This is a genomic window from Flavobacterium agri (genome assembly GCF_013401995.1).
Lineage (GTDB): Bacteria > Bacteroidota > Bacteroidia > Flavobacteriales > Flavobacteriaceae > Flavobacterium > Flavobacterium agri.
In genome coordinates this window covers 78789-93805 of sequence record NZ_JACBJI010000002.1, presented here as the reverse complement: position 1 = coordinate 93805, position 15017 = coordinate 78789, and the positions used below count along the sequence as shown (strand labels likewise).

Annotated in this window: 7 protein-coding genes; 1 reads left to right on the top strand and 6 read right to left on the bottom strand. The window is 49.9% G+C overall.

The genetic code is table 11. The annotated features are described in order from the left end of the window. The first annotated feature begins 39 nt into the window (after positions 1 to 39). A complete protein-coding gene (locus HZF10_RS04430; protein WP_176004979.1) occupies positions 40 to 8328 on the top strand; it encodes a putative Ig domain-containing protein in 8289 nt (2762 codons plus the stop codon). 49 nt (positions 8329 to 8377) lie between these two features. Here the strand turns inward: HZF10_RS04430 and rfbD are convergent, their stop codons facing one another. The 6 genes from rfbD to HZF10_RS04400 form a co-directional block, all read right to left on the bottom strand. Continuing rightward, positions 8378 to 9223: a dTDP-4-dehydrorhamnose reductase gene (gene rfbD, locus HZF10_RS04425; protein ID WP_176004978.1), complete on the bottom strand. Its 846-nt coding sequence runs from the start codon at positions 9221 to 9223 to the stop codon at positions 8378 to 8380. After that, positions 9217 to 9768, bottom strand: a complete 552-nt coding sequence (gene rfbC / locus HZF10_RS04420) for a dTDP-4-dehydrorhamnose 3,5-epimerase (protein ID WP_176004977.1) — start codon at positions 9766 to 9768, stop codon at positions 9217 to 9219. Before rfbC ends, rfbD begins: the two co-directional genes overlap by 7 nt. Position 9769: 1 nt before the next feature. After that, positions 9770 to 10630 carry a glucose-1-phosphate thymidylyltransferase RfbA gene (gene rfbA / locus HZF10_RS04415; RefSeq protein ID WP_176004976.1) on the bottom strand — a complete coding sequence of 287 codons (861 nt, stop codon included), beginning with the start codon at positions 10628 to 10630 and terminating at the stop codon, positions 9770 to 9772. Next, positions 10630 to 11601 carry a hypothetical protein gene (locus tag HZF10_RS04410; protein WP_176004975.1) on the bottom strand — a complete coding sequence of 324 codons (972 nt, stop codon included), beginning with the start codon at positions 11599 to 11601 and terminating at the stop codon, positions 10630 to 10632. Before HZF10_RS04410 ends, rfbA begins: the two co-directional genes overlap by 1 nt. Positions 11602 to 11604: 3 nt before the next feature. Next, positions 11605 to 13308: a DUF6909 family protein gene (locus HZF10_RS04405; protein WP_176004974.1), complete on the bottom strand. Its 1704-nt coding sequence runs from the start codon at positions 13306 to 13308 to the stop codon at positions 11605 to 11607. A gap of 224 nt (positions 13309 to 13532) precedes the next feature. Next, positions 13533 to 15017, bottom strand: coding sequence for a GH3 auxin-responsive promoter family protein (locus HZF10_RS04400; protein WP_176004973.1), 1485 nt, complete (start codon positions 15015 to 15017; stop codon positions 13533 to 13535).

The following is a 15017-nucleotide window of genomic DNA, read 5'->3' as shown; positions in this document are numbered from 1 at the left end:
CGACAAAGCATATATATTTGTCGCATAAACAGGTAGCACATGAAAAAAATTACCCCTGCGCTGATTTTATTGGCGTTTTTTGCTTTTTGTACCCAAGCCAAATCCCAGATCGTCATCAATGAAATCGTGACTTCAAACACATCCTTGAATGTAGACGAAGACGGAGAATACCAGGATTGGGTGGAACTTTTCAACAACGGTCCTGGCGCTGTAAACCTCAACGGATATGGGCTTACGGACGATCCGACCCAACCGTTCAAATGGGTATTTCCCAATGTTACAGTAAACTCGGGCCAGTATTTGCTGATTTACTGTTCAGACAAGAACCGCACCGTCGTCGGACAACCGTTGCATACGAATTGGAAGATCAGCTCTTCGGGCGAAAACATCGTGCTTACCAATGCTGCGAGCGTGACCGTCGATCAGGTTCCGGCTACCGTCATACAACAAAATTTCTCATTGGGTCGCTTTCCTAACGGAACAGGACCTTTTCTTTTTTTCGACGACGTGACGCCGAACGCACAAAACGCGGCTGTCGCTTACACCGGCCTTTTGAGCGCTCCTGTTTTCTCTCAACAAGGCGGGTTTTCTACCGCGGCATTCAACCTTACGCTTTCCACTACCGATCCCGGAGCCACTATTTTGTATACGCTCGACGGTTCTGAACCCAGCGAAGCCAACATCGGCGGACAGACATACACGTATCGCAATTCGTACAATGAATCGGGCTTCCAAACCCCGGGGCCGTTGTTGACGAATTCTTATGAGACGCTGACCTACAACACGCCGATCAATATCGTGGACCGAACGCCTCAACCGAATAAATTGGCGGCGATTTCTTCGACGTATCACTTCGATCCGTCGTTTTACATTCCGGACAATCCGCTTTTCAAAGGCACTGTCGTTCGCGCAAAAGTGGTCAAACCGGGTGCTTTGGCCAGTCCGACGATTTCCCAGACGTATTTCGTGACACCTCAGGGCGCGAGTAAATTCAGCATTCCGGTTGTTTCGCTTTCGTTTACCGAATCGATTTTCTACGACTACAACGACGGTATGTTCGTCGCCGGAGTTGATTTCGACGATTGGAGAGCCGCGAATCCTGGCGTTCATCCAGGAAGCCTTCGCGTCGGGAATTATTACAGAAGCGGAGAGGAAACCGAGCGCCGCGCGAACCTGAGCTATTATGTGAATGGAACACAGGTTTTGACGCAAGACGTCGGAATCCGTATCCGAGGCGGTTCGACGAGAAAATACGAGAACAAATCGCTCAATATTTATGCGCGAGGCGAATACGGAGACGACGACATGGATTACCAGTTCTTCTCGAATTTGCCTTACCAGAGTTACGAGCGTTTGACGCTTTCGACTTCAGGCAACGATTTCCGCAATACGATGTTCCGCGACGCGCTTGTACAAAACATCTGTAAAGAGCAACATTGCGAAAACGAAAATTACCAGCCGACGATCGTTTTCGTAGACGGTGAATATTGGGGAATCATGAACCTGCGCGAGAAATACGACAACAATTATTTCAAGCAGGTTTACGGTTTTGACGATGTGGATCTGATTGAAAACGACGGAGATGCCGAAGAAGGAGACGACGACAAATACGACGAAGTCACCGCTTACATGCAAGGCCACAACCTTTCGAACCAAGCCGATTACGACCATGTGGTCACACAGCTCGATCCCGAAAGTTTCGCCGATTATTACATCGCGAATATCTTTTTCGACAATTCGGATTGGCCCGGAAACAACCAGCAATTCTGGAGAAAGCGCACGAGCCAGTACGAACCGACGGCCGATTATGGTGCAGACGGACGTTTCCGTTGGGTTTTCCACGATATGGACGACACGTTCTCTTTCGGAACGGACGATTACAACCACAACAATTTGCAGATCGCGACTTCGATCGGTCCTGTAAATCCCGATTGGTCGACGCTTTGGCTCAGAAGAATGTTGCAGAACGAAGGTTTCAAGAACTATTTCATCAACCGTTTCGCGGACATGATGAACAGTCACTATCTGCCTGCGAACGTCATTGCGAAACTCAACGCGATGAAGGACGGGATTTTCGCTGAACTTCCGGCGCATACGCAACGTTGGAGCGCGTTCGACATGGGCGATTTCGACTGGTACATGAATTATGAGACGGATTTCGCGAACCAGCGTCCGGCTTTTCAGCGCAACCACATCCGCAACAAATTCAGCATCGCGAATAATATCACGGCGACTTTGAACGTGTCGGACAACGACCACGGCTATATCAAAATCAATACTTTGGAACTGCAACCGGGCTTGCCTGGCGTTTCGGCTACTCCTTTCCCTTGGAGCGGCATTTATTTCTCGAACATTCCGGTAAAGCTTACGGCGATCGCAAAACCGGGTTATGTTTTCAGCCATTGGACGGGCGTTTCTACGGCGACTACTGCCGAAATCACCGTGACTTCTGCGGCCAATTTCAACGCGACCGCGGTTTTCGTTCCTGAAGGATTCGCTGTAGAGCAAAGTGTTCCCGTGTATTTCTGGATGATGAACACGGCCATCCCGAACGATACGCCGCTTACGTCTTTGAATTCGTCTTACGAAGTTTTGCCGAACACGACTATCAGTTATTCGTCTTCGCTTGCGGGTTATCCGTTCACGTCGGCGAATCCGCTTTGGAGACACGGCTCGATGGAAAGACGCAACATGCCGACGCCGATCAACTATCGTCCGGAAACCAACAGCAACGTCGCTTATGCGCCGGGCATTATGCGCGGTTTACAGATTACGCAACCGTTCCAGAACAACGGATTGGAAAATACGATGGTGTTCAACCTTCCGACGACAGGCTACAAGGAAATCAAGTTCTCTTTTGCCGCAATGGACGAAGGTGCCGCAACGGGCATCGCAATCGACTACGCCACGAATGCGGGCGCTCCGACTTGGATCACGACGGGAATTACTTCTGCCTTGGCGCTGACGACGGGAACATATCAACTGTTCGAAACCGATTTCTCGGCAATTACGGCCGCGAACGACAACGCCAATTTCAAAGTCCGTTTGCGTTTTACAGGCCCGAATATGACGGCCGATACGGGCGCTCGCGTCACGTTCAACAATATCGCGATGGATGCGGTGAAAATGCCGCTTACCTACCCAAGCCCGAACACGTTTGTCGTGGGAACGCCGATTACGCCTTTGACTCCGGCGACGACCGCGACCGCGACGAGTTTCAGCATTTCGGGAACGCTTCCGTCAGGTTTGTCTTTCGATACGACTACGGGCGTGATTTCGGGAACGCCGACCGGGGTTTCTCCGACGACGACCTATACCGTTACCGCTACAAATGCGGGCGGAAGTACGACTTTCGATGTGGTGATTACCGTGAATCCGGCTGCTCCGTCAGACTTGAGCTATCCGAGCCCGATCACGTTCTACACGGGAACGACGATCACGCCATTGATGCCGACCGTGACCGGAAGCGTGACTTCATACAGCTTCAACGATTTGCCTTTGGGGCTTTTCTATGACCCGAACAACGGCCAGATCGTCGGAACGCCGGTTGTGGCGACACCGACCACAACCTATACGGTAACGGCCACGAATGCTGGCGGAAGCACCACGTTCGGTTGGGTGGTTACCGTAGAAGATCCGGCACCGACCACATTGAGCTACGATACGCCAGTAGTCCTTTCCGTAGGCCAATCTTCCGTTTATATCGAACCGACTGCGAACGACGCGGGCACGACGGCCAACTTTACTGTTTCGCCTGCACTTCCTGCCGGTTTATCGATTGCGCCGAATGCAGGGGTAATTTACGGCTCGCCTACTGTTGCGACGCCTACTGCAGTTTATACGATTACGGCGACCAATCCGAACGGAAGCATCATGTTCGATATCACGATTACCGTTAACGATGTCGCTCCGTCGGCTTTGAGTTACAACACGCCGAATGTGTTCACCGTCGGCACTGCGATTTCCGATTTGAATCCGACCGTGACCGGAAGCGTGGATTCGTACAGCATTTCTTCAACATTGCCTGCCGGATTTTCTTTCGATACGACGACAGGTGTGATTTCGGGTACGCCGACTGCTATTTCGGCCGCGACGACTTATACCGTGACCGCTACCAATTCTGGCGGAAGCGTGACTTTCGACATCAGCATTGCGGTCAACGAGGCGACTCCGTCAGGTTTGAGTTACAACACACCGAATGTGTTCACCGTCGGTACTTTGATTTCCGATTTGAATCCGACCGTAAGCGGAAACGTGGATTCGTACAGCATTTCCCAAACTTTGCCTGCCGGACTTTCTTTCGACACGACAACGGGTGTGATTTCAGGAACGCCGACTGTTTCTTCGTCTACGACTTTGTATACCATAACGGCCACGAACACAAGCGGCAGCACGACTTTCGATTTGTTGATTGCTGTGCTTGATCAAGTGCCGGCCAACCTCAGCTATCCGACTCCGAATGTATTTACCGTCGGTTCGGCCATTACCGCTTTGAACCCGACCGTTACCGGAAACGTGATGTTCTATTCGGTTTCGCCCGATTTGCCCGATGGCCTTTCGATCGATAATACGACCGGATCGATTTCGGGTACGCCGACAACCGTTACCGCTACGGCGCTTTATACCGTGACTGCATCGAATTCTGGCGGAAGCACTTCGTTCGATATTAGCATTACAGTGAACGACATCGCGCCGTCTGCATTGAGCTATAACACGCCGAACGTATTTACTGTCGGAACAGCAATTTCTGCTTTGAATCCGACGGTGACCGGAAACGTGACGTCTTATGCGATTTCGCCTTCACTTCCGACCGGATTGTCGTTCAACACGGCAACGGGTGTGATTTCGGGTACGCCGACTGCCATTTCCGCCACAGCGACTTATACCGTAACGGCTACGAATTCGGGTGGAAATACGACTTTCGACATCAGCATTACGGTCAACGACATCGCGCCTTCTGCATTGAGTTATACTACGCCAAACGTGTTTACTGTCGGAACGGCAATTTCTGCCTTGAATCCGACGGTGACCGGAAACGTGATTTCGTATTCAATTGCTCCGACTCTTCCTGCAGGACTTTCTTTAGATACGACCACAGGTGTAATTTCAGGTACACCTACAGTCGTTTCGGCTACGGCAATTTATACCGTGACGGCAACCAATTCAGGAGGAAACACGACTTTCGATGTCAGCATTACGGTTAACGATGTAGCTCCGTCTGCATTGAGTTACAATACGCCGAACGTTTTCACAGTAGGTTCTGTGATTACCGCTTTGAACCCTACCGTGACGGGAAGCGTCGATTCGTACAGCGTTTCGCCCGCTTTGCCTGCGGGACTTTCTTTGGACACGACCACAGGTGTGATTTCGGGTACACCGACTGTGGTTTCCGCCACAGCGACATACACCGTAACGGCCACTAACGAAAGCGGAAACGTTTCTTTTGGCGTGGCGATCACCGTAAATCCTGCGGCTCCGTCTAACCTCAGCTATAACACGCCGAACGTTTATACGGTCGGAATCGGTATTGCACCGCTATTGCCTACCGTGACCGGAACCGTGACGTCTTATTCGATTACGCCAGGACTTCCTTCGGGGTTGACTTTCAATACGACGACGGGTGTGATTTCGGGAACGCCTTTTGTCGCTTCCGCTACGACGACGTATACCGTGACGGCTACAAACGCCGGCGGAAGCACTACGTTCGATGTGGTGATTACCGTCAACATGCCTGCACCGGGTTCGTTGAGTTATCCGTCGCCTAACGTGTATACCGTCGGTACGGCGATTTCGCCTTTGTTCCCGGCCATTATCGGCTTTGTGACGAGCTTCTCGGTTTCGCCTGCTTTGCCTGCCGGACTTACTTTGGATCCTACTTTCGGGATCATTTCTGGAACACCGACGACGGTTACGGCAACGGCAACATATACGGTAACGGCCACGAATTTGAGCGGCAGTTCTACTTTTGGTGTCGTGATTACCGTAAACGATGTGGCGCCTACAGCCTTGAGTTATGCTTCGCCGAACATCTTTACCGTTGGTCAAGCCATTACAGACCTTACGCCAACCGTTACCGGAAACGTGGTTTCGTTTAGCGTTTCTCCGACATTGCCTTCCGGATTGTCTATAAATCCTACAACAGGTATCATTTCGGGAACGCCGACGGCTGTTTCGGCTACGGCGACTTATACCGTGACGGCCACGAACTCTGGTGGAAGCACTTCGTTTGGAGTGGTCATCACCGTGAACGACATAGCGCCATCGGCTTTGAGTTACAACACGCCGAACGTTTTTACCGTAGGAACGGCGATAGTGGCATTGAATCCGACGGTTACCGGAAACGTGACGTCTTATTCGGTTTCGCCTTCGCTTCCGGCAGGATTGTCTTTAGACACGACAACCGGTGTGATTTCGGGAACGCCGACGGCTGTTTCGGCTACGGCATCTTATACCGTGACGGCCACGAATTCGGGTGGAAGCACGACGTTCGACGTGACGATTATCGTAAACCAAGCGGCTCCTTCGGCTTTGAGCTACAACTCGCCGAATACGTTTACCGTCGGTACGGCGATTTCGGCTTTGACACCGACCGTGACCGGAACTGTAGTTTCGTATTCCATTTCACCGGCTTTGCCTACGGGACTTTCATTTGACACGACAACAGGTGTGATTTCTGGAACGCCGACATCGGCATCCGCAACCAATACTTATACGGTTACTGCGACAAACTCGGGCGGAAGCATCACTTTTGATGTCGTGATTACCGTAAACCCGTCCGCTCCTGGAACTTTGAGTTATACATCTCCGAACGTGTATACCGTCGGAACGGGCATTACGCCTTTGTTCCCGGCCATCATCGGATTCGTGACGAGTTTCTCGGTTTCACCGGCTTTGCCTGCGGGACTTAGCTTAGATCCGATATTCGGTATCATTTCGGGAACGCCGACCATGGTTACGGCCACGGCCACTTATACGGTTACGGCTTCCAATTCGGGCGGCAGCACTTCGTTTGGAGTCGTGATCACCGTAAATGCCGTAGCGCCGTCTGCGTTGAGTTACAACACGCCAAACGTATTTACGGTTGGTTCGACGATTTCGGCCTTGAACCCGACCGTTACCGGAAGCGTGGTTTCATACGTCATTTCACCCGCTTTGCCTGTCGGACTTTCGTTCGATACGACAACTGGAATCATCTCTGGAACGCCTACGGCAATCGCTTCTACGGCAACATATACCGTTACTGCGACCAATTCAGGTGGCAGCACTTCATTTGGAGTCGTGATCACCGTGAACGATACGGCACCTATTTTCTTGAGTTATCCGTCGCCTAACATCTTTACGGTCGGATCAGCGATTTCGGTTTTGACGCCTGTGGTTACCGGAAACGTGATTTCGTATTCGGTTTCGCCTGCTTTGCCTGCCGGACTTTCTATCGATACTGCGACAGGTGAGATTTCGGGAACGCCGACATCGGCATCCGCAACAGCGTCATACACCGTCACGGCGACAAATTCTGGAGGAAGTACCACTTTTGATGTGGTGATTACGGTCAACCTAGCGGCTCCATCCGGTTTGAGCTACGCATCTCCAAACGTATTTACTGTCGGACAGACGATTACTGATTTGAACCCGACCGTAACCGGAAGCGTGACCACATATACCGTCGCTCCATCGTTGCCTGCAGGACTTTCGATTGATGCGTCAACCGGTGTGATTTCAGGAACGCCTACGGCAGTAACGGCCATTGCCGGATATACGGTGACGGCGACGAACTCTACAGGAAACGTTACGTTCGACGTCGTGATTACGGTCAACGAACTTGCGCCTTCCGCGTTGAGTTATCCGACGCCATTGGTGTTTACGCAAAATACCGCGATTGCAACCGTTTCGCCTACCGTTTCGGGCAATGTGAACACATACAGTATTTCGCCTGGACTTCCTGCGGGATTGTCATTCGATCCGGCAACGGGTGAGATTTCTGGAACGCCAACCGAAGAGACGGCCACGGCAACTTATACCGTGACAGCGACCAATTCTGCGGGAAGCGTGACTTTCGAAATCACGATTACGGTCGAGCCGGAACTTGGTGTCGGCAATCCTCGCGATCTGGTGTTCTCTGTGTATCCGAACCCGTTCGTAGACGCCGTGACCGTTAACGGAATCGGCACAAACGCCAGTTTCATGCTGCATTCCATAGAAGGAAAACTGATCCAATCCGGAAAAGTGGAAGGCGAGATTATCCGCTTCCGCGAACTTCCGCAAGGAGTTTACATCCTTCAGGTGGAAAGCGACGGAAAAACGGGAATCCGCAAAATAGTTCGCAAATAACCATTTGGGACCACAAAAAAAGGAGAGCATTGCTCTCCTTTTTTATGTCTTATTTTTTTATCGCTTCGGCAAGCGCTTGTTGCCATGGCCGGATTTGTAATCCGAAGACGGAGCGGATGCGCGATTTATCCAAAACACTATACGATGGCCGTTTGGCCGGTGTCGGGAAAGCCGAAGTCGGGATCGCGTTGAGTTTTATGGTCGACGACGACAATGAGAAGATCTCCTTTGCGAAATCGTACCAGCTCGCGATGCCTTCGTTGCTGAAGTTGTAAATACCGTAAATGGCCTTTTCGGAAAGTATAATGTGGATCAAGGCATGTGCCAAGTCGACCGCGTAAGTCGGCGTGCCGATCTGGTCGTTGACCACATTGACCTCATCGCGTTCCTTGGCCAGTCGCAACATCGTCTTCATGAAATTATGCCCGAATTCGGAATACACCCAAGAGGTACGCACGATAAAATGGCGTGGCAGGATTTTCTGGATCTCTAATTCTCCGTCGCGTTTGGTGAGGCCGTAAACGCCAGTAGGATGGGTTTCCTGTTCCTCGGAATACGGTATTTTTGATTCGCCGTCGAAAACAAAATCGGTAGAAATATGGATCAGCGTACAGTCTTTTTCGAGACATACCGAAGCCAGGTTCGCCGCTCCGGCCACGTTTATCGCATATGCTTTTTCGGGCTCGCTTTCCGCCTTATCAACAGCCGTGTAAGCCGCCGCGTTTATGCAGAAATGAGGTTTGACCTCATCGAAAAGCAAACGGATTTTTGAAAGGTCGGTAATGTCGCCTTGAGAGGAATCGGCAAAATGGAAATCGATTTGCGTATAGGAAGACCGCACCGATTTCAATGCCTGTCCCAATTGTCCCGATGCGCCTGTGACGAGCACTACCATACTTTTCGCGCTTGGTTGAAGGTAGGAAGATGGGTGTCTTTTTCAGAGATCGTCATTTCCGATTCGGGAAAATTCCAATCGATTGCAAGTTCCGGATCGTTGTAAATGATACCGCCTTCGGATTCCTTGCTATAGAAATTGTCGCATTTGTAAAAGAAAACGGCCGATTCGCTCAAGACCAAAAAGCCGTGAGCGAAACCTCTCGGGATAAAAAACTGCTTTTGGTTGTCGCCCGACAGCAATAGCGAAACATGTTGTCCGTAAGTGGGCGATTTGGGCCTGATGTCTACCGCAACGTCCAAAACCTCTCCTTTAAGCACGCGAACGAGCTTTGCTTGGGCAAATTCCCCAACCTGGTAATGCAAACCCCTTAAAACGCCTCGTGACGAAACCGATTGGTTGTCTTGCACGAAATGCGTCGGTTGGCCCGTTCCTTGGGCAAACGTCCTTTCGTTGAAACTTTCCATAAAAGAACCACGCTCGTCGCCGATGATAGTCGGTTCGAGGATGAAACAACCTTCGAGTTTTGTTGGTATGAATTTCATGCTATCCGATTAATCCCATCAAATGTGTGCCGTAGCCGCTTTTGAGTAATGGTTCGGCCAAAACTTTCAATTGATCGGGCGTAATGAAGCCCATTTCGAAAGCGGCTTCTTCGATGGAGCCGATTTTGAGTCCTTGCCTTTCCTCGATTACCTGTACGAATTGTGACGCCTGCATAAGCGAATTGAACGTTCCCGTGTCAAGCCAGGCCGTACCTCTGTCGAGTATGCTTACCTTGAGCTTGCCGCGTTGCAGATATTCTTTGTTGACGTCGGTAATCTCGAGTTCGCCGCGCGGAGAAGGTTTGATATTGGCCGCGATGTCGACCACGTCGTTGTCGTAGAAATAAATTCCGGGAACGGCATAGTTCGATTTTGGATGGATCGGTTTCTCTTCAATCGAAAGTACGTTTCCGTCCGTATCGAAATCGACGACGCCGTATCGTTCGGGATCGTGCACGTGATAGGCATAAATTACGCCTCCGTCCGGGTTGTTGTTCGATTGCAGCAAGCCCGACAATCCGGTTCCGTAAAATATGTTATCGCCCAGAATCAGGGCTACTTTGTCGCTTCCGATGAATTCCTTGCCGATGATGAACGCCTCTGCCAAACCGTTCGGGTTTTCCTGCACGGCATATTCGAATCGGCAGCCCAGTTTCGATCCGTCGCCCAAAAGTTGTCGGAACAACGGTAAATCGTGGGGTGTCGAAATGATCAGTATTTCACGGATTCCCGACCAAATCAACGTCGAAAGCGGATAATAAATCATCGGCTTGTCGTAAATCGGCATGAGTTGCTTGCTTACGGCAAGTGTAAGCGGATGGAGCCTGGTGCCGGAACCTCCGGCGAGAATAATACCTTTCATTACGCTTGCTTTTTTTCTTTGGCCGCTTGTTTTTTGTAGAAGGCGATAAAGAGTTTTACCAGCACAAAAAGCCCGATGAACAGAATCGGCAAAAACAGTTTCATTTTGCCGTTTGTGACCTCGGTGTTTTCGATATTCACATCTTGGCTTTGCTCTTTGACGATTTTGTCGTAATTGACTTGGGCGACACGCAAATCGCCTTGCTCGCGGACAAGTTTGTCCTTACTGTCGATGACGTCGTTGAGTTGTGTATTCTGGTTGATGTACACCTGTCCCGAAGCTTGATTGTTTGAGCCGAGTTGGTCCAGGATTCCGTCGATTTGCGCGATTATGCGATCGTTGGCAACCATCTTGATCTTGAGGTTTTTCTGGTATTCCACTTGCAGTTTCGCATAGTAAGCACTATTATTCAGATACTTAAGTATCGGTTGAATTGTAGTTGCATCGGTTGCGATATCTTTCGTACGCAAATAAATCATATGCGACGGATAGTTCTTGGACGTTGCCGGTTCCTTGATGATTTTGTCGATGCTTCCATCTTCGGCCATCACTTTCAAAAGTTCGAAGTTGTATTCGCTTTGGTTGGCGAAAGGATAAACGTCGACGATTGGTTTGATGTCGATCTTGAGCAGTTTTTTCGGATATTTGAGCCCCACGACATTCTTTAGATAAGCCGTGTCCCCTTTTTCGATTTTTGACTCGAGCAGATTGATTTTTCCATACAGGTAATCGACACTGCCGAAATTGGGTTGGACCTTAAGCTCATGATCGTACGTCTTTTGCGTACGGTCGAGATAAAAACCAAGCCCGATTCCCACGACTAGCAAAACCGAGATAATGATGATATTTTTGATGAAAAACTGCAACATCCTGAAAAGTTTGGTGTTCAAACCGTCGAGAGCATTACCCATTTTTTGTTTTAACGCATCAAGATCGATTTCCTGATCGTCGGTAAATTTTTTGTCTTTCATCGTTTATTTGACGTTTAATATCTGTTCCAGAATTTTAATGGTAATCAAGTAAGTAGGTTTCACACCGGTCGTGCCAAGACCGCCAGATGCAAGCGTGCTTCCGGTTTCGAGCGGGTTGTCCGAAGCGTAATACGCATAGCGCACTTTCACATCCGGGTTGATGCTCTTTCGGATTTTAGATGCCGATTGGATCGCTTTCTGGTAATACGCGCCTTCCATTTCAAGACCGATGACGCCCCAAGTCGATTTGTTGAAAAAAGTAAGCAGGTCGCGGTTCTGGAGCGACGTTCCCAAAACGGTTACCATCGGACCGGCGTAAACCGGGATGCCGTTGCCTTCCAGAAGTTCGGCCGTGAGCTCGTTTTCGAACGGATAGTTGTCGCCCGTTCCTTCGTTGATGTGGGCAGACGGGATCATAATGTCGCCTTTGTCGCCTTCCAAAATCCCGGCTTTTCCCATAATGGAAACCGAAACGACGTTCAAAAGCGTGCGGTTTTTCCCTTCGGAATACGGCTTCAGAAGTTCGTCGATCGTTTCGTAAGCCTGTTCGCCGAACGCGTAGTCCATGACGATGATTACGGGTTTTTCAGCCGAAGTGTTTGCTTTAGGGAATGCCGATTTGTTCCAATCGATCTTTTCCGTATCGAAAATCTGTACGTCTATATTCGTTCCCGACGTGTCCGGAAGCGAAATCATGCCGTGTTCCGTCGCGAATTTCTCGACGGGTTTGCGAAGTGCGTCCGCGCCTGATTTGCTGAGTTCTTCGTAAATCGCGTAATCGGCTTTGTCCTTGTCCCGAAACTTCGGGATGGTTTTGAGCACGTGTTCCGCGAAAAGCGAATTCATGACCGAGTGCATGTTGGCCGAAATGATATGGATCGGACGGTCGATCAAACCGTTTTCCTTAAGTACAGATTTGATGTTGTTGGCCCAAATCTCGCCGTGGATGTGATGCCCGAGGCGTTCGCGCAAAATCGGGCTGAAAGAGATCGTGCGTTTGTTGTTCTCTACCAATTCCTCTATCGCGAGTTTGCCGAGCCAATAGATCACGTGTATGAAACGGTCCGGGTTTTCGGCCGTCGCGAAATTGTCGTAAACATCGAGGATTTCAGAAAAAGAACGACCCAAAACGTTGGCCGCGTGCGACATTGCCTGTTCGCGTTCTTCCAGTGTCAGGGTTTCGCCGTTTCCTACGACTTCGCCGAGTTTTTGCCAATCGCGCGAGACTTCGCCCGTATTTTCATCGAGCAGGACGCGTGCCTTGATCTTGTGCGATTCGATGAACAGGAACGTGAGGTGCGTCAGGATATCGTAAATATCCGAACGGCCACGCGTGATCTCGACGTTCATCTGCTCGTCGTCTATGCGATAACAATTGCGCTTTCTCTTTGGCGGGACGATCGCTTTGAAATGCGATTTCGAGTAGCCTTCATCAGAAGTCAAGTTGATGAACCGGCACTGCTCGATCCCGACCGGAAGTCGTTCGATCACGTACAAAAGTCCGTTCAATTCTACTTTTTCGGTGGCGATGCTTCCGTAAATTTCGGGACGCAACGCCAATAAAGCCTCTCTTAATGTTTCCCCTGACACGCCCATCGGTTTGTAGAAACCGCGGTTGAACAAATGGCGCATCGTGATGTAAAGGCGTTCCACAGCCGCCGAAGATTCCTGGGCGCGCGTGCGAACGATATTTTTAAGTTCTTTCATCCAATAAAATTCTCACTTGGTGCAAATGTAGGGTTTTTGCAGTTTAATTGGTTAGGGTAAGGTTAAGTGGGAAGGGTTTGTAGTAGCGTTTTGGGGAATTTAAGATAATGTACATTTTATCTGTAATGGATTGGGTTGGAATTGCGGTAAATTGTGGGTGGGCGGTGGTGGTAATTTTATGACCGCGGATTTGCGACAATTCTACCGTTACGGTTGATCCAATCTCAGGATTTCAGCTCATCCGCGATTTTACGGTCGTTCGAAAGACGCGGCAACTTATTCTGCCCGCCGAGTTTGCCGATGGACTTCATATAGTTATCGAATCCCGATTTCGGCACTTTGGTAATCACGACCTTGCGCAGCACGTTGCCCGCAATCAAATCGTCGTAATATACGTTCTGTTTGCGCATCGCGTCGTCTATTTTTTCTGAAAAACCTTGTAAATCAGTCGGTTCGTTCTCGAATTCGATAAACCATTCGTGATACGGCAAACCGTGTTCGGGATTGATTTGGGGCGCGACGGTAAATTCGTTGACACGCACGTTCGTGTCTTGCATCGCTTCCTTGAGCGCTTCCTCGACTTCCTTTCCGATCACATGTTCGCCAAAAGCCGAGATGTAATGTTTGATGCGGCCCGAAACGATCACGCGATACGGTTTGGTCGAAGTGAACTGGATCGTATCGCCAATATTATACGCCCAAAGCCCAGCGTTGGTTGATAAAATCAACACGTAATTGATTCCTATTTCGACTTCGCCGATGGTATAACGACGCGGGTTGTCCTCAAAGAATTCATTGGCTTTGACGAATTCGTAGAAAATACCCGAATTCAAAAGCAGCAACATGCCTTTTTCGGCCTGCGAATCCTGATACGCGAAAAAGCCTTCGGACGCCGGAAAAAGCTCGATCGAATCGACTTTCCGTCCGATCAGGTCCTCGAATTTGGCGCGGTACGGTTCGTAATTCACGCCTCCGTAAATGAACAGGTTGAAGTTCTTGAAAACTTCCCCGACGGGTTTTCCCGCCTTTTCCCTGAGTTTTTCGAAATACATCTGAACCCAACTCGGGATGCCCGAAATCACAGACATGTCTTCGTTTATCGTCTCTTCTACGATCGCATCGACCTTGGTTTCCCAATCGTCTATGATGTTGGTTTCCCAGCTCGGCATGCGGTTGCGTTGCAGGTATTTCGGCACATAATGCGCGACGATTCCCGACAAACGGCCGAGTTTAACCCCGTTTTTTTCATCGAGTTCGGGGCTTCCCTGAAGGAAAATCATTTTGCCGTCCACGAAATCGGAATTGCGCGTTTCGTGTATATAATGCAGAATCGCATCGCGCGCGGCTTCGATATGATACGGCATCGATTCTTTGGTCAGCGGGATGTATTTGGCGCCCGAAGTCGTGCCCGAAGTTTTCGCGAAATACAACGGTTTGCCTGGCCAAAGCACGTTTTCCTTTCCTTTTACGACCTCATCTACATACGATTTGAGCTGTTCGTAATCGCGGATCGGAACGCGTCTGGCAAAATCCTCGAACGATTTTATGTCGGTGAAATTATGGTCGCGTCCAAAATCGGTATTCACGGCTTTTTCGATAAGTTCGCGAAAGACTTTCTGTTGGGTTTCAACAGGATTTTGTGCCCATTTTTGGGTTTTGGCGTAGATATAATCGGCAAAAAGCTTGGCCGCGAACGATTTGAACGACAT